Source organism: Xanthomonas sp. AC360, assembly GCF_979258225.1.
Window position 1 is genome coordinate 375,956 of sequence record NZ_OZ409846.1, and the last position, 25,364, is coordinate 401,319.

Below are 25,364 nucleotides of genomic sequence, written 5' to 3' on the forward strand. Positions count from 1 at the left end.
CATGCGCCGGCCCGGTGGGAGTTCATTTGAGGTAAGACCGGACCAGGCCGAGCAAGTCCTGTACCCGCTCGGCGCGTTGTGCATCGGACGCAGCGGCATGCCCGAAGTCTTCACGGATATGCGCTTCAAGCACCTGCGACATCAGCCCATTCACTGCCCCCCGGATCGCGGCGATCTGCTGTAGCACTGGGGCGCAGTCTGCGCCCGACTGCAACGCACGCTCAAGTGCATCGCACTGCCCACGCAACCGCCGTACTCGCGCCAGTGCGCGTTTCTTTTCCAGCGGCGAATGCGGCATGCCGGCCCTCGACCCAAGATACTGGGGGGCAGTATAGGCATCTGTATGGAAAAAGCGATGCCGAGGGCTGTTGAGCAGTCGATACGCACGCTGCACGCAACAGAAGGTGACCGCGCTCACATCATCGCCGTCCTGCCTTCGCGTCACATCCAGGCGTTGCTGCGCGCATCACCCTGCTGCATTGCCGCACGCGATTGCGCAGCAGCGCATGGCCGATGCCTAACGGTGCGCAGGCTCGCCCCGCTCCAGCTTGAACTGCAGGCAGGCGTCGTGAAAGCCCTGCAGATTCGGCGAAAAAAACTTGTCGCGATGCGCGATCAGAAAGAACCGCCGGGTCAGTCGCGGCAGCCCGCCGCTCAGCGGCTTCAACTTCTTCGTTGCGATCAGCTCATCCACCACCCAGCGCGACAGGCAACTCACACCCAGGCCCTGCACCACCATGTTCTTGATCGCTTCCGAGCTGCCGATCTGGCGGGTATCGGACAACGCATGCAGATGCCGCAGCAGCAACTGCTCGACCTCTTCACGCGTGCCCGAGCCTGGCTCGCGCAACAGCCAGTCGGCGTCGCGCAGGTCGGCCAGCGCGACCTTGGGCTGCTTGGCCAACGCATGTCGGCGACCGACCACGACCAGCAGTTCGTCCAGCAACCAGGGCTCCGCACGCAGTTCCGGCAAATGACAGGGTCCTTCGATCAACCCCATGTCCAACTCGAAGTTGGCCACCTTGCGCGCGATCGTGCTGCTATTGGCACTTTCCATATCCACGCGCAGCGCTGGCGCCTGCTTGCGTAGCGCATGCAGCACCAGCGGCAACACATGATTGCCGATCGTCGTGCTGCAACCGATCTTCAAGCGACCTGTAGCGGCAGCGGTGCCCGGTTCGAAGCCCGCTTCGATCTCGTGCGCGCCATCGAGCAGCTTGCGTGCCTGCGGCAGCAGCGCGGTGCCGACATCGTTGAGCACCAGGCGTTTGCCGACGCGATCGAATAACTGCGTGCCCAACGCATGCTCCAGCTCATTGAGCGCCGCGCTGGTGGCCGACTGCGACAACGCCACCACCAGTCCGGCACTGGTAGTGCTGCCATGCTGGGCAATGGCGCAAAAGATCTGAAGTTGCCGCAGCGTCAGACGCACAATCTACCTGCCTTACAAGTATTCAATAACGATATTACCCGTTTTACAGCTATGAACTGGCGCTCGACACTGTTGCCACTGCCCTCCCCATTGCGTCACATGCCGCCATGTCTACCGTCACTGCACTCCCAGTCACCCAGTGGCTGCGCCCCTTCAAGGCACTGTCCGGCCCGCGTGAGGTCATCCGTCAATTCACCCCGAGCTGGTTCGCCGTCACCATGGGCACCGGCATTTTTGCCCTGGCGCTCGGGCAACTGCCGTGGCCTGTTCCAGGCTTGGCGGCGATCGGCGCGCGCCTGTGGATGTGCAACGTTGTGCTGTTTGTCGTCTTTGCGCTGCTGTATGCCGCGCGCTGGGTGCTGTTCTTCGATGAAGCCAGACGGATCTTCGGGCACGCCAGCGCGTCGATGTTCCTGGGCACCATCCCGATGGGCCTGGCGACCATCATCAACGGCCTGTTGCTGTACGGCATGCCACGTTGGGGCAGCGCCGTGCTGCCGCTGGCCGAGGCCCTGTGGTGGGCGGATGTGGCGATGGCCGTGGCTTGCGGAGTGGGCGTGCCGTATCTGATGTTCACCCGGCAGCGCCACCGCATCGAGCAGATGACCGCGGTGTGGCTGTTGCCGGTGGTGGCGGCCGAAGTGGCGGCGGCCAGCGGCGGGCTGCTGGCTCCGCACCTTGCCGATGCAGGCAGCCGCTTCGCGGTGCTGATTGCCAGCTATGCGTTGTGGGCGTATTCGGTGCCGGTGGCGATGAGCATCCTGGTCATCCTGCTGCTGCGCATGGCCTTGCATCAGCTGCCGCCGGCCAGCATGGCGGCATCGAGCTGGTTGTCGCTCGGCCCGATCGCGACCGGTGCGCTGGGCATGCTGGTGATGGGCGCCGACGCCCCGGCGATCTTCGCTGCGCACGGGCTGGCCGAGCTCGGGCAGATCGCGGCGGGCATCGGCGTGATCGGCGGCGTGCTGTTCTGGGGCCTCGGCGCCTGGTGGCTGCTGCTGTCGATCCTGATCACCGCACGCTATTTCCGTGCCGAGGTGCCGTTCAATCTGGGCTGGTGGGGTTTCACCTTTCCACTTGGCGTCTACGCCGTGGCCACCTTGAAACTTGGCGCGCTAGTGCAGCTGATGTTCTTCAATCTGCTCGGCGTCGTCCTGGTGGCCGTGCTTGGTGTGGTCTGGGCAGTCGTCGCGGCCAGGACGCTGGCTGGCGCATATCGCGGCAATCTATTTGTGTCGCCCTGCATTGCGGAGCTGCACAGCGAAACGACCGCGCCGTGAGTGGTGCAATAGGAGTGATTGATCGATTCGTTGTCATTGGATTTCGCCAACGCTGCACGCTCATCTAGCCGGCGACCAATCGATCGTGCATTGCATGCATTCGACGCCGCGACTGTGAGTACCAAGCAAGCCTGGCAGCGCCGGCGCGATCGAATAGCGGGGTCAACTGCGTGGCGTCAGTAACGCTGCAACCTTCCGATGGCAGCGTCCGCTTGAACCCGCGCACGAGGAAGATGCGCATGCCGTTGATGAGCAACGGCATGTAGTGGTAACGACCACAAGCGCTGACAAGCGCGTCAATCCCTCAACGATCGACCACCACCGGCGCAATGCCGACGGCGTTTTGCGGCGCATGGTCCGGCAGCGACGCCAGTACCGCGCTGCGGAAGCGCGCTGCAAAGGCGGCATCATTGGCCTGATAAAACGCACGCGCATTGGCCGACAGCGTGTCCAGCGCGGCCTGCGGCATGGCGAGCGCGGTTTCCACCGCCTGCGCAATGCCCGCTGCGTCAACGTAGTAATACGACGCCAGGCGTCGCTGGCGCACGTCGCCCACCGGAATCAATACGCCATGTTCCGGCTTGACCAACTCGTTCATCGGCTCGCCATCGGTGGCCAACGTCACCGCCCCCACGCTCAGCGCTTCCATCAGGTAGTGGCCGAAGCCTTCGGCCTCGGAGGGACAGATGTGGAAGAGATGCGCATTTTGCAGCCGGCGCAATTCCGCATCGTCGAGATAACCGACCCTGTGATCGATATTCGGCGCCACCACCGGTTTCCCGGCGGTCCGCGGGTTTTGCACCACCGTCAGTAGCGGCCACTCCGGATGCTGCTTCCAGGTCTCCAGAAGCACGCGGGTGCCCTTGGCAGTGCTGCGCCCGGCCAGATGGAAAAACGCACGCTGGCGCGGCACCTGCGCATCGTGGCGATCCGGGCTGGTAAAGCCGATGAAACGCGTGGTGCAGCCCAGGCTCTGGAAAATCCGCTCGGCATGGTGGGTCTTGCACAGCACCGCATCGAATTTCGGCAGCAACGGTAGCCATTTGGGCAGCAGCCATTCCGGGTTGGGCACCAGCAGGTTGATCTGCCCCAGCGGCAGGCAGCGCGCATACACGCGCTCGGAAAAGATCTGCAACGGCACCCGCCCGAACAGCGCGCGACTGGCCCATAGCCGCACTTCGCGCCCGGTGTCCTGCAACCGCTGGCTGGTGAACCCCAGCTCCTGCACGGGCACGCCGCCGGCGCGCAACGTCTGCGCCATCAGTACCATGTCGCGGGTCAGGCCCACGCCGTTATCGCGGCTGATCACCCGCATCATCGGAAACGCCTTGTCATGCACGCTCCCACCATCGGGATGGCGCAGTGTCGAAGCGATGGTGTCCTGCGTGATGTCCCGTCCCGTCATGTTGCCTTGCACGTGTGCCAATAGTTGACAAATTTGATGTTTATGATGTGAGTTCCAGCCTTGCACCTGCGAGCACCATGTATCCGGTAGCCACCACCCTGCGCGGGCCGACCTCCGCGCCACCGACGATGATTCCCATGGACATGCAACAACCCCGCGTTCTTGTGGTCGACGACGACCCGGACCTGCGCAAGCTGATCGGCGAGTTCCTCAGCGCGCATGGCTACCAGGTGGACGTTGCCGAAAACGTGGCGGACATGCGCACGCGCATGGCGCAACGCCGCCCGGACCTCATCGTACTCGACGTGATGATGCCGGGAGAAGATGGGCTGAGCGCAGCCCGCGCCCTGGCCAGCGAACGCGGTTCGCCGGCGGTCATCATGCTCAGTGCGCTGGGCAACGACACCGACCGCATCATCGGCCTGGAAGTGGGCGCCGACGACTATCTGGCCAAACCCTGCAACCCGCGCGAACTGCTGGCGCGGGTGCGCGCCTTGCTGCGCCGCAGCCAAGCCAGCAACGAGCAGGCCGACCAGCGCGGAAACGTCTACGAATTCGCCGGCTGGCGCCTGGACGTGGTGCGCCGCGACCTGCGCGACCCCACCGGCATCTTCATCAATCTCTCCGACGGCGAATTCGCGCTGTTGCGCACCTTCGTCGAGCACCCGCAGCGCGTGCTCAGCCGTGACCAGTTGCTGGACTATGCGCGCGGCCGCGATACCGACGTCTACGACCGTGCCATCGACAGCCAGATCAGCCGCCTGCGCCGCAAGATCAACGAGCGCGTCCATACCGAACTGATTCGCACCGTACGCAATGAAGGCTACATGCTGCTGCCGGGCGTCTCGCGTCTGTGAGTAAACCGGCACGTCGCGGGCTGTCGATCTTTGCCCGCACGTTCGTCCTGCTGGCGGTGGCGCTGCTCACCGCCCAGGCCATCGGCATCGCCCTGCTGGTGATGCGCACCCCCGTCTACGAGCCGCCAGTGCACCCGCCGGAAGTGGTGGCGCTGCTGTCCACGCGCATGCCCGCCGGCACCCAGACCCTCAAGGTGCACGACAGCGTGCAGGTGCCAACGGCGCCGCCTGGCCAGGTGCGCGACGCCTTCGCGGAAATGCTGCTGGCCCACTGGCTTGATGTCGACGCGCACCGCGTGCGGTTCTATCGCAGTGCCGACGACCGCGAAAGCCCGCAGCTTGCCGCGGACCGACCGCGACGGCAGCACGCGGCCAGTGCCGCGGACAGCAACGGTATCCGACGGATGTCGCCGGAATGGGCGTCCGGCCGCCCAGCTGGCGACCCGCCGTTCGGCAATGGGCTGCGCATGGACCAGGCGCCGGACGATTGGGAAAGCGAACGTCTGACCCCCGGCGTGCCGCTGCTGGATGGCTTCACCGCCGCCCTGCAGCAGCCCGATGGCCGCTGGCGCACGGTGGAGTCGCCGCGACGGCGGCTGTCGGCTGAGTTCAAGACCCATATCGTGCTGCTGTTCCTGGCCGGCCTGCTCGCCAATGTGCCGCTGGCATGGTGGTTCTCGCGCGCACTGTCGGCGCCGATCAAGCGCTTTGCCGAAGCCGCCGACCGGCTGGGCCGCAATCCCCACGCCGCCGCCTTGCAACGCAGCGGCCCGCCGGAGATCGTCCGCGCCGCCGATTCGTTCAATGCGATGCAGGGGCGTCTGAACCGGCTGATCAACGAACGTACCCACATGGTGGCGGCCATCGCGCACGACCTGCGCACACCGCTGGCGCGGCTGTCGTTTCGACTGGACGGCCTGCAACCGCCACTGCGCGAAAAGGCGCTGGCCGATATCGACGAAATGAAGGCGATGATTTCCGCGGCGCTGGATTTCATCCAGAACGATCGCCATCGCGGCGAACGCGCGCCGCTGGATCTGCGCCTGCTGGTGGAGAGCGTGGTCGACAACGCCACCGATATCGGCGCCGACGCGGTGCTGCTGCCCGGCCCGACCATCACCCTGGACGGCGACCCGCTGGCATTGCGCCGCGCGCTGATGAATCTTCTCGAAAACGCCCTGAAATACGGCAAGTGCGCGCGCCTGCAGCTCACCCGCGATGGTGAGGATGGGGTGTTGTGGATCGACGACGACGGCCCCGGCATCGACCCCACCCAGCGCGAACAACTGTTGCTGCCGTTCGTGCGTGGCGAGTCTTCGCGTAACCGTGGTACCGGCGGCATCGGCCTGGGCTTGTCGGTGGCGCACAGCATCGTGCTGGCGCATGGCGGCGACCTGCGCCTGGACAACCGCGCCCATGGCGGGCTGCGCGTAACGGTGCGCCTGCCGTGCATGCCGGAGCGGCGCTGAGCGCAGACCGGAACCGACGGGGGCAAGGGATCAGCGCGCACGACCAGCAGTGGCCTCATCGCGCGCATCACGGGGCAACACATTCCCCTGGCTACCAGGCTGTCGCGCCGAGCCAGGGTCGGTAACGCGCTCGTCGGTCACCCACGCGAAGAATGCGCGCGACCGTGCGCATCAGGGCGCCAGGGTGGAAGCCGCACGCAACCAGGGCTTCACTGCCGACAGCTAACCGCTCACGCACTGACCCACAGCAACACGCGCCGCATCACGGCGCGTAGTCGACCGCACATCACTCAATCAGTACGCAAACTCACGGAATACACGGTCGATATCGCCGTTCCATGCGCCGTGATACAGCGCCAGCTTGCGCTCGGCGGCAGTGACGCCGCTTTCGGCAATCTCGGCGATCACGTCGACAAAGCCGGTTTCGTCCTGGCCATCGCCATTCAAGCGCGCGCGTCGGCGCAGGCCTTCGCGGGCGATATTGACTGCCTCTACCGCCAGGTCGCGCACGGTACCGTTGCGGAACGGCAGGCCCAGGGCGTGCTTGGGCACGCCGTCGCGCAAGGCGTGGCGTTCGGTCGGGCTGAAATCCTTGACCAAGTCCCAGGCTGCATCGAGCGCGGTCTGGTCGTACAACAAGCCCACCCAGAACGCCGACAACGCGCACAGGCGATTCCACGGACCGGCATCGGCGCCACGCATTTCCAGATATTTCTTCAGGCGCACTTCCGGAAACGCGGTGGTCATGTGGTCCGACCAATCGCGCAGCGTCGGCAACGCACCCGGCAACGCCGGCAGCTTGCCTTGCATGAAATCGCGGAAGCTCTGCCCGCTGGCATCGACATAGACGCCGTTGCGATACGAAAAATACATCGGCACATCGAGCAGGTAATCGACGTACCGCTCGTAGCTAAAGCCGTCTTCGAACACGAAATCCAGCATGCCGGTGCGATCGGCGTCGGTATCGGTCCAGATGTGCGAGCGATAGCTCAGGTAGCCGTTGGGCTTGCCCTCGGTGAACGGCGAATCGGCAAACAAGGCGGTGGCGATCGGCTGCAACGCCAGCGACACGCGGAACTTCTGCACCATGTCCGCTTCGGTGGCGTAATCCAGATTGACCTGCACCGTGCAGGTGCGCGTCATCATGTCCAGGCCGAGCGAGCCGACCTTGGGCATGTAGTTCTTCATGATCTGGTAGCGGCCCTTGGGCATCCACGGCATCTGGTCGCGCCGCCACTTGGGCTGGAAGCCCATGCCCAGGAACCCAAGCTGCAACTCGCCGGCCACCTGCGCCACTTCGTCCAGATGGGTGCCGGTTTCCACGCAGGTGTCGTGCAGGGTTTCCACCGCCGCGCCGGACAGTTCCAGCTGGCCAGCCGGCTCCAGCGTCACCGAGGCGCCGTCGCGCAGCAGCGCGATGGTGTGGCCGTTTTCCTGCACCGGCTCCCAGCCGAAACGGGTCAACCCGGTCAGCAGGGCTTGGATGCCACGCGCGCCTTCGAAGGTGGGCGCGCGCAGGTCATCGAGCTGGAAGCCGAACTTCTCGTGCTCGGTCCCGATCCGCCAGTCCGCACTGGGCTTCTCGCCGGAGGCCAGCACCTGGACCAGTTCCGCGCGTTCGGTAATCGGCGTTTCGGCAACGTGGCTGGGACTCGACAAGGGCAGGCTCGCAAACGTGAAGGTGTGGGACGATGTGGGGATACTTCCCAGCCACCGCAAGGCCCGCACTATACCCGCAGGGCATGCAAGTATTGCCGCCATCGGCCGGGTCTGAGATTTCCATCCATGCGCATGCCGCAGGATGGGCCGCAGTGCGCATCACCGCAGCCCACCGCTCCGCCTGTGCGCCAGCCGGCCAACCGGTACACCGGTCGACCCTGGCTGCCGACAGGCCCATACCGACCGGCACACACGAAGACGGCGAGCACTGGCTCGCCGTCTTGCATCGCATCAAAGGGCCGCGGCCGTGGCGGCCGCCAGGCATCACTCGGCCGCGGGCGTTTCCACACCCAGACCCAGCCAACCGCCGACGATGCCGCGCAGTTCGTCCACACCCTGGCGCGATTCGCCGGAGTAGGTCTGCACGGTCACGCTGTCGCCGAAGCGCGAGGTCACTTCCTTCTTGACCTTCTGCAGGGTCTGCATCTGCTGGCCACGGCCGAGCTTGTCGGCCTTGGTCAGCAAACCGTGCGCGGGCAGGCCGCGCTCGGCGGCGTAGCCGAGCATCTGCAGGTCGTAATCCTTGAGCGGATGGCGGATGTCCATCACCACCACCAAGCCGCGCAGCGCCTCGCGGGTGCGGAAATAGCGGTCGATGAAGGCCTGCCAGTGCGCCTGCAGGTCCTGCGGCACCTTGGCGTAGCCGTAACCGGGCAGATCCACCAGATAGCGCTCGGGCTGGATCTGGAAGAACACCAGCTGCTGGGTGCGGCCGGGAGTCTTGGACACGCGGGCGAGCGCGTTCTGGCGGGTCAGCGCATTGAGTGCGCTGGATTTTCCGGCGTTGGAGCGGCCGGCGAAGGCCACCTCGTAACCGCCATCGTCGGGCAATTGCCGGGCGTTATGGGCGGACAGGTGGTAGCGGGCTTGTTCGATAAGGAGCGACATCTCACTAGGATCGCACGTTCGGGCCCGGCGGTTTTGCTGCACTGTTCGTTGACCCTGGCGCAAAGGCGTGTCGATAATCCAAGCATGCCTGCCACTGCCAGCACCCAACGCGCGCGGGCCGGGTCCATACGGAGCTTTAGCTGATGCGCCATGCTCGTGTGCTAGTCCTCACCGCCCTCGCCGTGCCGGTCATTGCCGCCGTGGCGTTTGCGCAATCGGCGGTCACGCCGATCCCCGATCCACCGCCCGTGCGCGTTGCGCCGCTGGAGGTGGATTTGGCCAAGACCACCTGGGGCGATGCCAAGGCCGGGCAGACAAAGGCGGCCGCCTGCGCCGCCTGCCACGGCCCCGACGGCAATCCGGCGGTAGCCATGTACCCGCGCATCGCCGGGCAAACCGAGCGCTACGTTGCGCATCAGGTGGCCCTGATCGCCAGCGGCGAGCGCAATAGCGGGATGTCGGCGGTGATGGTGCCGTTCGTCAAGGACCTCACCGCGCAGGACATGCGCGACCTGGGCGCCTACTTCGCCACCCAGAAGGCATCCGCCGGGGTCGCCGACGACGCAGTGATCGCCGAGGGTCCATATCAGGGCATGAAGTTCTACGAGGTCGGCGAAAAGCTCTACCGCGGTGGCGACATCGCGCGCGGCGTGCCGGCCTGCATGGCGTGCCACGGCCCGTCCGGTGGCGGCAATCCGGGCCCGGCGTATCCGCGCCTGGGTGGCCAGCATGCCGACTACGTGGCGCGGCGCCTGAAGGACTACCAGGCCGGCACCACCCAGGAGCGCAATCCGGCGCTGTTCAATATCATGGCCCAGGTGGCACGCCCGCTGAGCGAGCAGGAGATCCAGGCGCTGTCCAGCTATCTGCAAGGTCTGCACGACCGCGCCGACGATGCCGCCGCTGCACAGACGCCTGCCGGGACACCGGCGCGCTCATGAGCTGAGGCGCCCACCTGCTCCACCGTGTCACGACGCCGGTCCCGCGACCGGCGTCGTCGTTTCCCGCCCCCTCTTGAGATCCCCACGGAGCCTGCATGAATCTGCTTTCCCGCCTGTCCCTGCTGTTGTTGATCCTGGTGCCACTGGCGGCCTGCGCCGCCGACAAGACGGCGCCGCCGGTCGAAGGCGAGGACTACACCCTGATCGACGGCGGCCAGCCGTATGCGCCGCTGGCCGGCAAGGTCGAAGTGGTGGAAGTGTTCGGCTACACCTGCCCGCATTGCGCGCACTTCGAGCCGACGCTGGAAGCCTGGGCGGCCAAGCAACCGTCCTACGTGCGCTTCACCCCGGTGCCGGCAGCCTTTGGCGGGTTCTGGGACGCGTTTGCGCGCGCGTACTTCGCCGCCGACATCCTCGGTGTGGCCAAGCGCAGCCACCGCGCCATGTTCGACGCCATCCACGAAAAGCAGAGCGTGCCTTCCCAGAACGTGGCACCGGAAGAACTGGCGGCGTTCTACGCCGACTACGGCGTGCCGCAGCAGCGCTTCGTCGAGACCTACAAGAGCCAGGCGGTGGACGCCAAGCTGGATGCCGCGCGCGACTTCGCCAAGCGCAGCAAGCTGCCCGGCACCCCGGCCATCATCGTCAACGGGCGCTACCTGATCGGCGCGCGCAATTATCCGGACATGCTGCGCGTGGCCGACTACCTCATCGCCCGCGAGCACGCCGCAGCTGCCAAGCGCTGAACCGCGTAACCGCCACCGACGGCGGCCCGTGGCATCATGCGCCCCGCGGCCGTCCGGCCCTTTTCTCGCCCCACGCTGGAGATCCAATCCGATGAAGACCCGCTTCGCCCTGACGCTGATGGCGCTGCTGCCGATCCTGGTCGCCTGCAAGGCCCAGGACGGCTCGTCCGACACCGCACCTGCCGCCGCTACGCCGGCTGCCGGGACGGCGTCTGCACCTGCCGCTGCCCCGGCTGCCGATCCGGCCGCCCCGCCTGCGGTTGGCGAAAGCGCCACCACGCCGCCGGCCGCCGCGCCCAGCGCCGCTCCGCGCGCACCGAACGGCCCCGAGCCGGTCGCCGGCACCGACTATGTGGACATCCAGGCAGCCCAGCCGTACCAGCAGGCTGCCGGCAAGATCGAAGTGGCCGAGGTGTTCGGTTATGTCTGCCCGGCCTGCAACGCGTTCCAGCCGCTGATCGGGCCGTGGAAGGCCGGCCTGCCGTCGGACGTGCATTTCGTCTACGTCCCGGCGATGTTCGGTGGCCCGTGGGATGACTATGCGCGCGCGTTCTACGCCGCCGAGACGCTGGGCGTGCAGGAAAAGACCCACGAAGCCCTGTACAAGGCCATCCACGTCGACCAGACCCTCAAGGGCGAGCGCGGCAAGGATTCGGTGCAGGACATCGCCGCGTTCTACGCCAAGTACGGCGTGGACCAGAAGACCTTCATCGACACCATGAGCAGCTTCGGCGTCTCGGCCAAGACCAACCGCGCCAAGCAGTTCGCCACCCGTAGCCAGATCACCGGCACGCCGTCGCTGATCGTCAACGGCAAGTACCTGGTCAAGGGCAAGAGCTTCCCGGACATGCTGCGCATCGCCGATCACCTGATCGCGCGCGAACGCGCCACGCTGGCCAAGTGATCGGGGCGACCGCCGCATCGTGAACGCTTCGGACTCGCGCACCCTGCGGGTGCTGACCGCCAATATCCAGGCCGGTTCCAGCACTCGCCGTTACAGCGACTACGTCACCCGCAGCTGGTCGCACGCGTTACCGCTGGGGGCCAAACGCACCAGCCTGGACAGCATCGCCAAGCTGGCCGGCGACCGCGACATCGTCGGCCTGCAGGAGGCCGACCCAGGCAGCCTGCGCTCGGGCTTCACCAACCAGACCCACTATCTGGCCGAGCGTGCCGGCTTCCACTACTGGAGCCACCAGCCCAACCGCCGCATGGGTGGGGTGGCGTCCAGTGCCAACGGCTTGCTGAGCAAGCTGGAACCGCTGGAAGTCCAGGACCACGCCCTGCCCGGCCGCATCGGCGGGCGCGGCATCCTGCTGGCCAAGTTCGGGCAAGGCCGCGATGGATTGGCCGTGGCAGTGGCGCATCTGTCGCTGGGCGCCAATTCGCGCATGGCCCAGTTGGCCTTCATCGCCGAGCTGCTGTCCGAGCATCCCAACGCGATGCTGATGGGCGACTTCAACTGCGTGGCCGACCGTCCAGAGATGCAGGCGTTGTATCGGCATACGCGATTGCAGCCGCCGAGCTGCGTGGTGCACACCTTCCCAAGCTGGCGCCCGGACCGGGCGATCGACCATATCCTGGTCAGCGACAGTCTGGTGATCGAGCACACCGAAGCGATTCCTGCCGCGTTCTCCGATCATCTGGCAGTGGGCATGGACATCCGCGTCCCGCTGCAGTTGCTGCGCTAGCGCACGCAAAGTGCCGACGGGTTCGCACTGGCGAACTCGACCGACGACACCCCCTAGACACCGCCTGTGCGATAACGCAGGCGGTTTTTCGTTGGGAGCACGTCACGTGATACGCATCCTATGAGTGCGTCGGTATGAGTGCAGTCGAACCGCAGCCGTTGCCGGTGCGCACGTTGCGGCCGGTGTTTTTGTTGGCGGCGACGGTGGTGTGCACATTCGCCTTGCTGGTGGCGCTGTTTCCGCTGGACGCAGGCCGCGTGCTGCTGGATGCGCAGACCTGGGCCTCGCGCAATGTCGGTTGGTACTACCTGCTGGCGATGACGCTGTATCTGGTGTTCGTGCTGGGCACTGCGCTCTCCAGTTACGGCAACATCAAGCTCGGCGCCGATCACGACGAACCGGAATTCAGCTATCTCTCCTGGGCCGGCATGTTGTTCGCGGCCGGTATCAGCATCACGCTGTTCTTCTTCTGCGTGTCCGAACCGCTGACCCATTATCTGCAGCCTCCCCAGGGTGGCACCGGCAGCGGTGAAGCGTCCGCACGTCAGGCCATGCAGTTGCTGTTTCTGCATTGGGGCCTGCACGGCTGGGGCGTGTTCGCGCTGGCGGCCATGGCGCTCGCGTATTTCGCCTTTCGCCACAACCTGCCGCTGGCATTGCGCTCGGCGCTGTATCCACTGATCGGCAAGCGCATCAACGGGCCGATTGGCTACACCGTGGATGCGCTGGGCATCGTCGCGACGGTGTTCGGCATTGGCGCAGACATGGGCTTTGGCGTGCTGCATCTCAATGCCGGGCTGAGCACCTTGTTTGATGTGCCGCACACGCATTGGGTGCAGGTCGCGCTGATCGTGGCGATGATGGGCGCGGCGATTGTGGTGGCAGTGTCCGGCGTCGAAAAAGGCGTGCGCTGGATGTCGGACATCAACATGCTGCTGGCGATCGCGCTGCTGTTGTTCATGCTGTTTGCCGGCCCAACGCAATACCTGCTCAATGCCTTGATGCAGAACCTGGGCGACTACCTGGGCAGCGTGGTCGGCAAGAGTTTCGACGTCTATGCCTATGGCGGCCGTGCCGACTGGCTGGGCAACTGGACGGTGTTCTACTGGGCGTGGTGGATCGGCTGGGCACCCTTCGTCGGCTTGTTCATCGCGCGCATTTCGCGCGGCCGCACCATTCGCGAATTCGTGCTGGGCGTGTTGCTGATCCCGCTCGGATTCACCTTGGCGTGGTTGTCGATCTTCGGCAATAGCGCGCTGGATCAGTTGCTGCACCATGGCCAGGGCGCATTGGCGCAACAGGCCATCGATGCGCCGCAGACGGTGCTGTACTCGCTGCTGCAAAACTACCCGTGGAGCCGCACCGTAATCACGGTGACGGTGGCGATCAGCTTCGTGTTCTTTGTCACCTCTGCCGACTCCGGCACCGTGGTGCTGTCCACGCTGTCCTCGCACGGCGGCGAGCCGCACGACGACGGCCCGCGCTGGCTGCGCGTGTTCTGGGGCGTGCTCACCGCCGTGGTCACTGCAGGTTTATTGCTGGCCGGTAGCATGGACGCGCTGAAATCGGCAGTGGTATTGGCATCGCTGCCGTTTTCTGCGGTGTTGCTGCTGATGGCCTGGGGTCTGTCGCGCGCGCTGAGCGAAGAATCGCAGCGCAAACGTGCGCAGCTCTACAGCCCCAGCCCGCTCATCGGGCAATCGCGTCATCACGGTGGCTGGCGGCAGCGCCTGGGCCAGGCGATGCACTTCCCGGCGCGCGATGAGGTCTACCGCTTCATGCACGACCAGGTGCGCCCGGCGATCGAAGCAGTGGCCGCGCAGTTGCAGGAAGAAGGCTGGAAGGTCAGCAGCCGGGTCGACGACGGCGACATGGAAATCAGTGTCGATCACGGCGAACAACAAGGCTTCCGCTACCAGGTGGTGATGCGCGGATATCTCACCCCGTCGTTTGTGGCGCAGCGTTTCCGCAACCAGCGCTATTACCGCGCCGAAGTCTATCTGTACGAAGGCAGTCAGGACTACGACCTGGTCGGCTACAGCCGCGAACAAATCATCAACGACATCATCGATCAATACGAGCGTCACCTGCAGTTTTTGCACCTCACACGCTGAGTTGCGTCGCTGCGGCGACCGTCCCAAGGAGGTTTGTCATGCCACGTTTCCCCGACCAGCTGCTGTACATCGGCGGCCGATATGTTCCCGCCCGCGGCGGCCACACGTTCGAAGTGATCAACCCCGCCACCGGCGAAGTGCTGGCCAATGTGCACAACGCGGGCGCCGACGATCTGGACGCCGCGGTCGATAGCGCCAAGGCCGGCCAACGCGTGTGGGCGGCGCTGACGACAGTGGAGCGCTCGCGCATCCTGCTACGCGCGGTGGCATTGCTGCGCGAGCGCAACGATGCGCTGGCCGAGCTGGAGACGCTCAACACCGGCAAGCCGCTGAGCGAAACGCGCAGCGTGGACGTCGTCACCGGCGCCGACGTGCTGGAGTATTACGCCGGCGTATCGCAGGCGCTGCAAGGCGTGCAGGTGCCGTTACGCGAAGGCAGCTTCTTCTACACGCGGCATGAGCCGCTGGGCGTGGTCGGCGCGATCGGTGCGTGGAATTACCCGATCCAGATCGCACTGTGGAAGGCCGCGCCCGCGCTGGCGGCCGGCAATGCAATGATCTTCAAACCCAGCGAAGTGACGCCGCTCACCGCACTCAAGCTGGCCGAAATCTTCACTGAAGCCGGCCTGCCCGATGGCGTGTTCAACGTGCTGCCCGGCGACGGCGCCAGCGTGGGCACCGCACTTACCGAACACCCGCAGATCGAGAAGATCAGCTTCACCGGCGGCACCGCCACCGGGCGCAAGGTAATGGCCAGCGCATCGAGTTCATCACTAAAAGACGTGACCATGGAGCTGGGCGGCAAATCGCCGTTGATCGTGTGCGCCGATGCCGACCTGGATCTGGCCGCCGACATCGCGATGATGGCCAACTTTTACAGCTCCGGGCAGGTGTGTACCAACGGCACCCGCGTATTCGTGCCGCGTGCGCTGCGTACCGCCTTCGAAGCGCGGCTGCTGGCACGCGTGCAACGCATCCATATCGGCGACCCGCTCGATACGAACACGACGTTTGGCCCGATGGTCAGCGCCGCGCACATGCAGCGCGTGCTGGACTACATCGACCAGGGCAAGGCCGAAGGTGCGCGCCTGCTCTGCGGCGGCGAGCGGCTACGCGACGGTGCGCTGGCGCACGGCTATTACGTGGCACCGACGATCTTCAGCGATTGCACCGACGTGATGGCGATCGTGCGCGAGGAAATCTTCGGGCCGGTGCTGAGCCTGCTCACCTACGACGACGAAGACGAAGCGGTGACCCGTGCCAATGCCACCACGTACGGGTTGGCCGCCGGTGTGGTCACGCCCGATCTGGCGCGTGCGCACCGGTTGATCCATCGTCTGGAAGCGGGCATCTGCTGGATCAATACCTGGGGCGAGTCGCCTGCGCCGATGCCGGTGGGCGGTTACAAACAGTCCGGCGTAGGGCGCGAAAATGGCCTGGCGACCCTGCAGGCGTATACGCGCACCAAGTCGATCCAGGTCGAGCTGGAACGCTACGCATCGGTGTTTTGAGCAGCCCACGCCGCAACGCACGCAATCGATGGATGCATGCGTTGCGCCCGACACACGCGCTGCGCGCAACGGCACGTTGCCGCGCACAGAACAACGACTGCGCAGTGCCTTGACTGCCGCTGCACCGCACACGCATCAGGAGACCACCATGCAACGCGAATACGACTACATCATCATCGGCGCCGGCTCGGCAGGCAACGTGCTGGCCGCACGTTTGACCGAAGACCCCGGCGTGACGGTGCTCTTGCTCGAAGCGGGCGGGCCGGATTATCGGCTGGATTTCCGTACCCAGATGCCGGCCGCACTCGCGTTTCCGCTGCAGGGCCGCCGCTACAACTGGGCCTATGAAACCGAGCCGGAGCCGCACATGGACAACCGGCGCATGGAATGCGGGCGCGGCAAGGGGCTGGGCGGTTCGTCGCTGATCAATGGCATGTGCTACATCCGCGGCAACGCGCTCGACTTCGACCACTGGGCCAAACGCCCGGGCCTGGAAGACTGGAGCTACCGCGACGTGTTGCCCTACTTCCGCAAAGCCGAGACGCGCGACATCGGCGCCAACGATTATCACGGCGGCGAAGGCCCGGTGAGCGTGGCCACGCCGAAGAACGACAACAACGTGCTGTTCCACGCGATGGTCGATGCCGGCGTGCAGGCAGGCTATCCGCGTACCGACGATCTCAATGGCTACCAGCAGGAAGGCTTCGGGCCGATGGACCGCACCGTGACGCCACAGGGCCGTCGTGCGAGCACGGCGCGTGGCTATCTGGACATGGCAAAGCCGCGCGATGGCCTGCACATCGTCACCCACGCCACCACGGACCGCATCCTGTTTGCCGGCAAGCGCGCGATCGGCGTGCATTACCTGGTCGGCAACAGCAGCGAGGGCATCGATGCGCATGCACGCCGCGAAGTGCTGGTCTGTGCCGGCGCCATCGCTTCACCGCAGCTGTTGCAGCGCTCCGGCGTCGGCGCACCGGATCTGCTGCGCGCACTCGACGTCCAGCTGGTCCACGACCTGCCCGGCGTCGGCCAGAATCTGCAGGATCATCTGGAGGTCTATATCCAGTACGCCTGCACCAAACCGGTGTCGTTGTATCCGGCGCTGCAATGGTGGAACCAGCCCGCGATTGGCGCCGAGTGGCTGTTTGCCGGCACCGGCACCGGCGCCAGCAATCAGTTCGAAGCCGGCGGCTTTATCCGCACGCGCGATGAGTTCGACTGGCCCAACATCCAGTACCACTTCCTGCCGGTGGCGATCAATTACAACGGCAGCAATGCGGTGAAGGAACATGGGTTTCAAGCGCATGTCGGCTCGATGCGCACGCCCAGCCGCGGGCACGTGCACGCCAAGTCGCGCGACCCGCGCCAGCATCCGTCCATCCTCTTCAACTACCAGTCCACCGATCAGGACTGGCAGGAATTTCGCGATGCGATCCGCATCACCCGCGAGATCATCGCGCAGCCCGCGCTGGACCCTTACCGCGGACGCGAGATCAGCCCCAGCGCCGATTGCAAGACCGACGCCGAACTGGACGCGTTTGTGCGCTCACGTGCAGAGACCGCGTATCACCCGTCGTGCTCGTGTGCGATGGGCACCGATGACATGGCCGTGGTGGATGGACAAGGCCGCGTGCATGGCATGGAAGGCCTGCGCGTCATCGATGCCTCGATCATGCCGCGCATCATCACCGGCAACCTCAACGCGACCACGATCATGATCGCCGAGAAGATCGCCGACCGCATGCGGGGACGTGCGCCATTGCCGCGCAGCACGGCCGATTACTACATCGCCGGCGACGCGCCGGTGCGCCGATAACGATCGGCCACGATTGAAGGCTGCGGATGCACAGGTGCGTTCTGACGCATCGCGCATCCGCAGCCCATCGCAAGCATTGCGCCATGGTCGAAACAGGCGCCGTGCCATGACGGGCCAGCCACGCTGCACCACCGCGCGACAGCCCCAGTCGCGCGGTGCCATCGCCCCACACGCGTGGGATATGCTTCGAGCATGAACTCGGACATCCACCCGGAAGCCGCCATCGCGCCCGGCTATCTGGCCAACCATGCCGCGCGTGTCTTCAATCGCAGTGTCGACGCGCGCCTGCGCGAACACGGGCTGACGCTTGCGCTGATTGCGCCGTTGCTGCTGCTGTCGTGGAAAGGCCCGATGCTGCAGCGGGACCTGGTGCGCCACTCCGCAGTGAAGCAGCCTGCGATGGTGGCGCTGCTGGACAAGCTTGAAGCGATGGCGCTGATTGCGCGCGAAGCGTTGTCCAGCGACAAACGCGCCGCCACTGTTCGGCTGACCGATGCCGGCCAAGACGCCGCTGCCACCGGGCGCACCGCGCTGCTTCACTTCAATGCCGTCGGCGTCTCGGGCTTTTCCAGCGAGGAAGCCGCGCTGCTGACCGTTCTGCTTGGCCGACTGATCGACAATCTGGAAACCGCCGCACGCGAATAGCATCACGCATGATATTTAAGTATCATGCGTGATATACATTCACTGCAGGAGCGGCACTATGTCCCGTCGGATTCTCATCAGTGGCGCAAGCGTCGCCGGGACCACTGCGGCATGGTGGCTCGATGCTTATGGAGTCGAGGTCGACGTCGTCGAACGCGCGCCGGCGTTTCGTGATGGCGGCCAGAACGTCGACGTGCGCGGCAATGCGCGCGAGGTGCTGCGCCGCATGGGACTGGAGGCGCGTGCATTCGAACGTAGCACCAAGGAACTCGGCACCGATTGGGTGAGCGAAGACAATCGCGTCATTGCGCGCTTCAAGGCAGACGAGTCCGACACCGACGGCGGGCCCACTGCCGATCTGGAAATCCGTCGCGGCGACCTCGCGCGCATCCTGTATGACGCCACCCGCGAGCGCGTGCCCTATCGCTTCGGCGACAGCATTTGCGACCTCGCCCAGGACCAGGACGGCGTCAACGTCACCTTCCACAGCGGCCACTCCGCACGCTACGACGCTGTCATCGTCGCCGAAGGCGTTGGTGCGCACACGCGTGAGCTGGTGTTTCCCGGCGAGAACGTGCCGCACTGGATGGACATGACCATCGCGTACTTCAGCATCCCCCGACTCCCGCACGACAGTGCCTATGCCAGGCAATACAACACGGTGGGTGGGCGCGGCGCGACGTTGAAGCCTGCCCTGGACGGCAAGCTGGGCGCCTATCTCGGCCTGCAGAAGCGGCCCGAGGGCGAGAACGCATGGAGCCTGGAGCGGCAACGGCACTACATGCAAGCGCAATTTGCCAACGACGGCTGGGAATTCCCGCGCATTCTCGAGGCGATGAAGGATGTCGACGATTTCTACTTCGAGGTGCTGCGACAGGTGCGCATGCCGCGCTGGTCCGCTGGCCGGGTAGTGTTGACCGGCGATGCCGCGTGGTGTCCCACATCGCTATCGGGCATCGGCACGACGCTGGCGATGGTGGGCAGCTATGTATTGGCGGGCGAACTTGCCCAGGCCAGCGCACCGACGCAAGCGTTTACGCACTACGAACGGATCATGCGCCCGTTCGTCAAAGAGGGGCAGAACGTTCCCAAGATCGTCCCTCGTCTGCTCTGGCCGCACTCCGCCGTTGGACTGACGCTGCTGCGCGGCGCGATGCGCCTGGCTGGCACCCCGCTTGTCCGACGCGTCATCAACAACCGCTTTGCGCGCGATTCCAACAGCATCGCCTTGCCGGACTATCGGCAGCTAGAGCCGCGCTGAAACAGTCGTTGTCGCGAATCGACGACAACGACCTCACCACAACGTGTCAGTAATGCGCCGGCAACCGGCACCTTCGCATCACCTGCCATAACCACGCGCGGTGCGACGACCACTCATCTGCATCGCCGCGATCAGCTAATCAGCCTGCGTGGTTCTCACTGAAGAACCACGCAGCGTCCGGCCGCCCTAGAACTTCAAATCCACACGCGCATACCAGAAGCGTCCACCGGGAATGTCGTAAGTGGATGCGTCATAGCCGTTGAGTGAGCACGACAGGCAGAGCGGCGGATCCTTGTCGAACACGTTGTTCAAGCCAGCCGTGAGTTGCAGCCCCTTGAGCCAATCGACGCGATACCCCACCTGCGCATCGTGATAGGTGATCGCGTCCAGCCGATTGGTGCCCACGGCAGGATCGGAGCACACCGCAAATTCCACCGCATCGCCGCATTGCTCGGTGAGCTTGGAGATGTGGCGCGCCGTCCACGATGCGGTCCAATTACCCAACGACCAATCCAGCACGGCATTGCTGGTCCACTCGGGAATCGCACTGTCGACCACTTCGATACCCGGCCCCTGCGGCTGCCGCTGTCCAGCCGCGCCGAGCGCTTCGTAACGGCCAACGAAGGTGTTTTGCCAGGACAACTTGAAGCGGCCGAACGCGCTTTCAGGCAGCGTCCAGAACAGATCCACATCCCAACCATCGGTCTTGATCGAGCCCAGATTTGTCAGCCGGTTGTTGAAGGCGTTGATGCCGCCGGTGGACGCGCGTCCGATGCCGTCGCAGTACAGCGCATCCAGCGTGTCCACGCACAGATCCAGCTGCGTCTGCGCATTGATGGCCTGGATCGCGCCGTCGACATGATGGCGATAGAACGTCACTTCCATGTCCAGCCGGTCGGACCAGCTGGCGTTGCTGGCAAAGCCCGGGCTGAAGACAAAGCCGGCACTGAAGCTGCGCGAGCGCTCCGGGTCCAGCTGCTCGTTGCCGCCGGTGGTGACCGAGATCTGCTGGTTGGCCTGCTGGTAACCGCCCGGCACGCCGAGTGCGGCGCAGTTGGCCGCACTGCCGCGCGGCGCGGTGCCGCCCAGGCCGATCGAGCATGGATCGGATAGCTGCAAATCGGCGCGCGCGGCCGAACCGAACAGCTCGCCGATGGTCGGTGCACGGAAGCCTTCGGCGTAGCTGGTCCGCAACACCAACTCGTCGGTGACCTGCCAACGCAGGCCGTACTTCGGCGTGAATTCGCCGCCGAAGGTGGAGTAGTCCGAATAGCGCCCGGCGATATTCAGATCGAGTTTGTCGCCCAACGACGAGTTGGCGAAGATCGGGATGTTGAGTTCGAGATACGCCTCGTTGACGTCGTAGCTACCGGAGGTCGGCAACGACGGCACGCCGTTGTAGCGGCCGGCCACGGTGAGCGGATCTGGCTGATATGAGCCCTCGTACTTGCGGTATTCGTAGCCGCTGGCAAACGACACCGCGCCGCCCGGCAGCTGGAACAATTCGCTGCTGAGGTTGGCGGTGAACAGGCTCAACTCGTTCTGACTGCGGTCGCGCACCACCGGCTGGATCCAGCGCAACATGTCCGGCGTGATGCTGCCCGCGCCGCTGAAGATATCCAGCGGCACGCAGCCAGCCACCGCCGCGCATGCAGCCGGATCGCCCAACGCCAGATTGATGTTGAACAGGTTGTAGCTGCCGTAGTTGGTCTGCTCGGCCTTGTTCTTGCTGTACATGCCGTTGACGTCCCAATACCAGGTACGCGCGGCCGCTTCGAAGGTGCCCACCAACCCGGTGCCGAAGTACTGCGTATCCACCTGCTGCTCGTAGCGACGCGGCCCGCCTTCCACCGGACGCCGGCCGATCTGGATCAGGTTGGTGGCCGAATTCAGATCGAAGCCGAACGGATTGAACGGATTCAAGCCGGAAATCACGATGTTGTCGGCGAGCGGATTGCCGGTGCCGGCATCGGGGCCGAGAAAAATCGGCTCCGGCGCGGCCTGATTGGTCGACTCGCGCCGATTGCCCAACGCCTTGACGTACCACTGCACGTCGTCGTTGAAGTAATAGCGGAATTGCGCAAACACGCCCTTGCGCTCGGACGGTGTCAGCAGCAGGTTCTGCTCGGCGAAGTTGTAGCGGTCTGCGGTGCCGAAGCAGTGGTAGTCGTCGCTGCGCGTGCAGCCCGCGCTGCCGTCGTATTGCGGCGTGCCGACGCCGGCATTGGGGGTGAGGTTCTGGCGCGCGCCGGTCGTGGGATCGACGAACTGAAAGCGCCCATCCGGTGTGGCCGAGCTGCCGAAGGTCAGGCCGGTGCCCGGGATCGGGAAGCGTGCCTGTGCACGGTCGCGTGCATAGATCGGGTCCTGCTTGACGTAGCTGGCGCCTAAAAACAGGCTGAAATCCTCGCCGCTGGTGCCCCAGGCCAGATCCACGCCCTGGTTGGCGCCATCGCCCTTGCCGTACTGGCCGTAGTTGAGCGTGACCTGTGCACCGTCGAAGCTGCGCCGGGTGATGATGTTGACCACACCGGCAATCGCATCGGAACCGTATAACGACGAGGCGCCGTCTTCGAGCACTTCGATGCGTTCGACGATCGCCAGCGGAATGGTATTGAGGTCGGTCGACGAACCCACACCCGAGGCGGACGACTCATTGACCCAGCGGATGCCATCGACCAGCACCAGCACGCGCTTGGAGCCGAGGTGGCGCAGATCCACCTGCGCCGAACCCGCGCCCACGCCGCCGCCGTCGGGCGGAAAGCCGAAATTGCCGGACGAATTGAACTTGGCGTTGAGCGCCGAACCGGACGCGGTGAGTTCCTGCAGCACTTCGCCGATCGAGGTCAGGCCGGTGCGCTCGATGTCGGCGCGGTTGAGCGTCTGGATCGGCACCTGGCCTTGCAGCTCGGCAGTCCTGATGCGGGTGCCGGTGACTTGCACGCTATCGAGCGTGCGCGTACCGGGGGTCGCCTCGGGCTGTTGCGCCCAGGCCAGCGTGGGAATCAGACACAACGACAACTGCACGGCCAGGCATGACCGAGACGGGCCAATCAGACGCTTCATCCTTTCTCTCTCCAGAAGGATCTTTAAGTGTCCGCACGCCCCCGTGCCCTGCGGTCCGGCCCAAGTTGTAAACGAAACCTTAACGCACCGCAATCTGGCGGTGCAGCACTGCGATGCGCGTCGCAGTGCATGGTGTGAGCGCAGATGCCGATAGAAACGCGCAAGCGCATGGTCCAGACGACGAACGCACAGCGGCATCGATAGCGCATGCGCTGTCAGGCGCGATGCGTATTCACTCAAGCGCTCAGGCGTGCTTCGGTATAGTCGCACGATGACTTATTTCCCGCGTCTTGCCACTGTTTTCGTCGGCCTGTTGTGCCTTGGCAGCACTGCGCTGCATGCGCAAAGCCTGGATCCGCAATTGACTGCCATGCGCGATGCAATCGCCGCCGCAGAGCGCGGCCAATCCGATCCCGCCCAGGTCTCGGCATTGAGCCGCCATCCGCTTTACGGCTGGCTGGAGTACGCCACACTCAAGCGCAACATCGACAACGTCTCCAACGCGCAGGCGCAGGGATTCTTGCAGCGCTACGCGGGCCAGCCAGTGGCCGAGAGCTTCCGTAGCACCTGGTTGCCGGCGATCGCGCGCCGCCAGGACTGGACCACGTTGCTGGCCAACTGGAAGACCACCGAGAACGTAGGGCTGCGCTGCGCGCAGCTGACCGCGCGCCAGGCCACCGGCAAGCTGGACGCACAGTGGAGCCGCGATGCGCTCACCCTGTGGCGCAACGGCAAGGCGTTGCCGGATGCGTGCGAGCCGGTGGTGGCGGGGCTGGAGTCGCGCGGCGAACTCACCCCGGCACTGCGCTGGGAGCGTGTGGAAGCCGCTGCCGATGCGCAGCTGCCTGCAGTGATGCGTGCGGCGGCGCGTGGCTTGCCGGCGGCTGATCTGGCACTGGCCACCGATTACGCTGCCTTTCTCGACAAGGTCCACCCGCGTGCACTGGGTTGGCCAAGGACCGAGCGCAGCCGCAGCATTGCCGTCGATGGCCTGGCCAAGCTGGCCAAGACCGACCCGGATGCCGCCGAGCAACAGTTGCCGCAGTTCGCCAGCGCGTTGGGTTTCAGCGACGCGCAGCGCGGGCAGGTGCTGTATCAGATTGCGTTGTGGACGGTGGCGTCCTACCTGCCGGATTCAGCGCGCAGGCTCAACGCGGTGCCCGATGCGGCCTACGACGAGCGCCTGCATGAATGGCGCGCGCGCGAGGCAATGTCGCGCGGCGATTGGCCTGCGGCCTTGGCCGCCATCCGCAAGATGCCGGCCAGCCAGCGCGCCGATTCGCGCTGGCAGTATTTCGAAGCGCGCCTCACCGAGAAGACCGGTTCGGCGGCGGCAGCACAGCCGTTGTATCGCGCCGCCGCGCAGTCGCCCACCTTCCACGGCTTCCTGGCCGCCGACCGCCTGCAGCAGCCATATCGGCTGTGCCCGTGGGAGCCCAAGGACAGCCCGCAGGCCAAGGCCGCAGTGGCACGCGACCCGGCATTGACCCGTGCAATTGCGTTGTTCCAGATCGATCGCCCCGGCTGGGCGGTGGCGGAGTGGAACGATGCCGCCAGCCGCTTCGACGACACCCAGCGCCGCCTGGCGGTGGAGGTAGCCAGCGACAACGGCTGGTTCGACCGCGCGGTGTTTGCGCTTGGCAAACAACCGGACGAGCAACGGTTGTATGCGCTGCGTTTCCCGCTACATCACGATGAAAGCATTCGCCGCGAGGCCGCCAAGAACGCCATCGATCCGGCCTGGGTCGCTGCAGAGATCCGCGCCGAAAGCATCTTCAATCCACGTGCGCGTTCGCCGGCCAATGCGATGGGCCTGATGCAGGTATTGCCCGGCACCGGCGCGGCAGTGGCCAAGGGCATCGCCCTGCCCGGCTACGCGGGTGCCGCCAGTCTGTACGAGCCGGATACCAACATCGCCATCGGCACCGCGTACCTGCGCCAGTTGCTCAATACCTATGGCCTGCCGTATCTCACCATCGCCGCGTACAACGCCGGACCCGGCCCGACCGGCCGCTGGCAATCGCAACGGCCGGGCTTCGAACCGGACTTCTGGATCGAGACCATCAGCTACAAGGAAACCCGCGAGTACGTTGCGCGTATCCTGGCCTTCAGCGTGATCTACGACTGGCGCCTCAACGGCGACATGCTGCCGCTGAGCGACCGACTGATGGGCAAGCTGGTGGACAAGCGTCAAAAGCCGGTGTGCACGCCGGGCCAGAGCGCGAACAACGCAGCGCAGGACTGAGCGCACTTTTGCCGACGCGCCCTGCCACTTGCTGAGGCGGGCGCGCCTGCGCCGTTGCGTCTGTTCTCAGCCATGGATTAGTTGAAGTGCGATGCGCTGGCCGCTTGCGGGCCGCATCGCGAATCGGTCTTTGGACGCGTGGCGGCAGCGTGCTATCGCGTCTTGGCTTCGCTGACGATCCCTAAGCAGGGCATCCAGACCTCGATCAGCACATCGTGCAAACACACAACGCCCGCATCGCTGCGGGCGTTGTGTGATGACGGACAGCGCTGCAA

Annotated in this window: 18 protein-coding genes and 2 pseudogenes; 14 read left to right on the plus strand and 6 right to left on the minus strand. The window is 65.3% G+C overall.

Annotation, left to right across the window (positions count from 1 at the left end):
- Positions 1 to 22 precede the first annotated feature (22 nt).
- The gene (locus ACZZ0O_RS01535; RefSeq protein ID WP_046963271.1) at positions 23 to 298 is read right to left on the minus strand and encodes a metal/formaldehyde-sensitive transcriptional repressor; all 276 of its coding nucleotides are present in this window, start codon (positions 296 to 298) and stop codon (positions 23 to 25) included.
- Between the two features lie 219 nt (positions 299 to 517).
- Entirely contained in the window at positions 518 to 1,432 is a 915-nt protein-coding gene (locus ACZZ0O_RS01540; RefSeq protein ID WP_463592032.1) for a LysR family transcriptional regulator, read from the minus strand.
- A gap of 107 nt (positions 1,433 to 1,539) precedes the next feature.
- On the opposite strand from ACZZ0O_RS01540, the gene ACZZ0O_RS01545 reads away from it, so the two are divergent.
- On the plus strand, positions 1,540 to 2,712 hold the full coding sequence (locus tag ACZZ0O_RS01545) for a TDT family transporter (protein WP_463592033.1): 1,173 nt from the start codon (positions 1,540 to 1,542) through the stop codon (positions 2,710 to 2,712).
- Between the two features lie 304 nt (positions 2,713 to 3,016).
- Here ACZZ0O_RS01545 and ACZZ0O_RS01550 read toward each other — a convergent pair whose 3' ends face one another.
- A complete protein-coding gene (locus ACZZ0O_RS01550) occupies positions 3,017 to 4,117 on the minus strand; it encodes a glycosyltransferase (protein ID WP_463592034.1) in 1,101 nt (366 codons plus the stop codon).
- Positions 4,118 to 4,254: 137 nt separating this feature from the next.
- On the opposite strand from ACZZ0O_RS01550, the gene ACZZ0O_RS01555 reads away from it, so the two are divergent.
- The 3 genes and pseudogenes from ACZZ0O_RS01555 to ACZZ0O_RS01565 form a co-directional block, all read left to right on the plus strand.
- Positions 4,255 to 4,974, plus strand: a complete 720-nt coding sequence (locus ACZZ0O_RS01555; protein WP_115513884.1) for a response regulator — start codon at positions 4,255 to 4,257, stop codon at positions 4,972 to 4,974.
- A pseudogene (locus tag ACZZ0O_RS01560) lies at positions 4,971 to 5,313 on the plus strand (two-component sensor histidine kinase); the annotation flags it as partial. The gene ACZZ0O_RS01555 and the pseudogene ACZZ0O_RS01560, both read left to right, overlap by 4 nt.
- Before the next feature lie 83 nt (positions 5,314 to 5,396).
- A pseudogene (locus ACZZ0O_RS01565) lies at positions 5,397 to 6,443 on the plus strand (ATP-binding protein); the annotation flags it as partial.
- Positions 6,444 to 6,737: 294 nt separating this feature from the next.
- Here the strand turns inward: ACZZ0O_RS01565 and ACZZ0O_RS01570 are convergent.
- Both ACZZ0O_RS01570 and yihA read right to left on the minus strand, forming a co-directional pair.
- Entirely contained in the window at positions 6,738 to 8,102 is a 1,365-nt protein-coding gene (locus tag ACZZ0O_RS01570; RefSeq protein WP_104615380.1) for a glutamate--cysteine ligase, read from the minus strand.
- Positions 8,103 to 8,426: 324 nt separating this feature from the next.
- Complete coding sequence (gene yihA, locus ACZZ0O_RS01575) at positions 8,427 to 9,050, minus strand: ribosome biogenesis GTP-binding protein YihA/YsxC (protein ID WP_055848231.1); 624 nt, start codon at positions 9,048 to 9,050, stop codon at positions 8,427 to 8,429.
- Between the two features lie 143 nt (positions 9,051 to 9,193).
- On the opposite strand from yihA, the gene ACZZ0O_RS01580 reads away from it, so the two are divergent.
- The 9 genes from ACZZ0O_RS01580 to ACZZ0O_RS01620 all read left to right on the plus strand — a co-directional run bounded on the left by ACZZ0O_RS01580 (position 9,194) and on the right by ACZZ0O_RS01620 (position 19,778).
- Positions 9,194 to 9,991 carry a c-type cytochrome gene (locus tag ACZZ0O_RS01580; protein WP_055848228.1) on the plus strand — a complete coding sequence of 266 codons (798 nt, stop codon included), beginning with the start codon at positions 9,194 to 9,196 and terminating at the stop codon, positions 9,989 to 9,991.
- Between the two features lie 95 nt (positions 9,992 to 10,086).
- Positions 10,087 to 10,737 (plus strand): thiol:disulfide interchange protein DsbA/DsbL, encoded by a 651-nt coding sequence (locus ACZZ0O_RS01585; protein ID WP_055848225.1) that lies wholly within the window; start codon positions 10,087 to 10,089, stop codon positions 10,735 to 10,737.
- Between the two features lie 91 nt (positions 10,738 to 10,828).
- On the plus strand, positions 10,829 to 11,641 hold the full coding sequence (locus ACZZ0O_RS01590) for a thiol:disulfide interchange protein DsbA/DsbL (protein ID WP_115513888.1): 813 nt from the start codon (positions 10,829 to 10,831) through the stop codon (positions 11,639 to 11,641).
- A gap of 49 nt (positions 11,642 to 11,690) precedes the next feature.
- Positions 11,691 to 12,428, plus strand: coding sequence for an endonuclease/exonuclease/phosphatase family protein (locus tag ACZZ0O_RS01595; RefSeq protein ID WP_055848219.1), 738 nt, complete (start codon positions 11,691 to 11,693; stop codon positions 12,426 to 12,428).
- Between the two features lie 134 nt (positions 12,429 to 12,562).
- Positions 12,563 to 14,542, plus strand: a complete 1,980-nt coding sequence (betT, locus tag ACZZ0O_RS01600) for a choline BCCT transporter BetT (RefSeq protein WP_055848216.1) — start codon at positions 12,563 to 12,565, stop codon at positions 14,540 to 14,542.
- A 38-nt stretch (positions 14,543 to 14,580) separates the two neighbouring features.
- Complete coding sequence (betB, locus tag ACZZ0O_RS01605) at positions 14,581 to 16,053, plus strand: betaine-aldehyde dehydrogenase (RefSeq protein ID WP_463592035.1); 1,473 nt, start codon at positions 14,581 to 14,583, stop codon at positions 16,051 to 16,053.
- 148 nt (positions 16,054 to 16,201) lie between these two features.
- Positions 16,202 to 17,872: a choline dehydrogenase gene (gene betA / locus ACZZ0O_RS01610; protein ID WP_323516627.1), complete on the plus strand. Its 1,671-nt coding sequence runs from the start codon at positions 16,202 to 16,204 to the stop codon at positions 17,870 to 17,872.
- Positions 17,873 to 18,064: 192 nt separating this feature from the next.
- Complete coding sequence (locus ACZZ0O_RS01615; RefSeq protein WP_463592036.1) at positions 18,065 to 18,517, plus strand: MarR family winged helix-turn-helix transcriptional regulator; 453 nt, start codon at positions 18,065 to 18,067, stop codon at positions 18,515 to 18,517.
- Between the two features lie 58 nt (positions 18,518 to 18,575).
- The gene (locus tag ACZZ0O_RS01620; RefSeq protein ID WP_463592037.1) at positions 18,576 to 19,778 is read left to right on the plus strand and encodes an FAD-dependent monooxygenase; all 1,203 of its coding nucleotides are present in this window, start codon (positions 18,576 to 18,578) and stop codon (positions 19,776 to 19,778) included.
- A 186-nt stretch (positions 19,779 to 19,964) separates the two neighbouring features.
- On the opposite strand, the gene ACZZ0O_RS01625 is transcribed toward ACZZ0O_RS01620, so the two are convergent.
- A complete protein-coding gene (locus ACZZ0O_RS01625) occupies positions 19,965 to 22,844 on the minus strand; it encodes a TonB-dependent receptor (protein ID WP_115528915.1) in 2,880 nt (959 codons plus the stop codon).
- Positions 22,845 to 23,115: 271 nt separating this feature from the next.
- Between ACZZ0O_RS01625 and ACZZ0O_RS01630 the strand changes: the two genes are divergently transcribed.
- Positions 23,116 to 25,089 (plus strand): transglycosylase SLT domain-containing protein, encoded by a 1,974-nt coding sequence (locus ACZZ0O_RS01630; RefSeq protein WP_463592038.1) that lies wholly within the window; start codon positions 23,116 to 23,118, stop codon positions 25,087 to 25,089.
- The last annotated feature ends 275 nt before the right edge of the window (positions 25,090 to 25,364 follow it).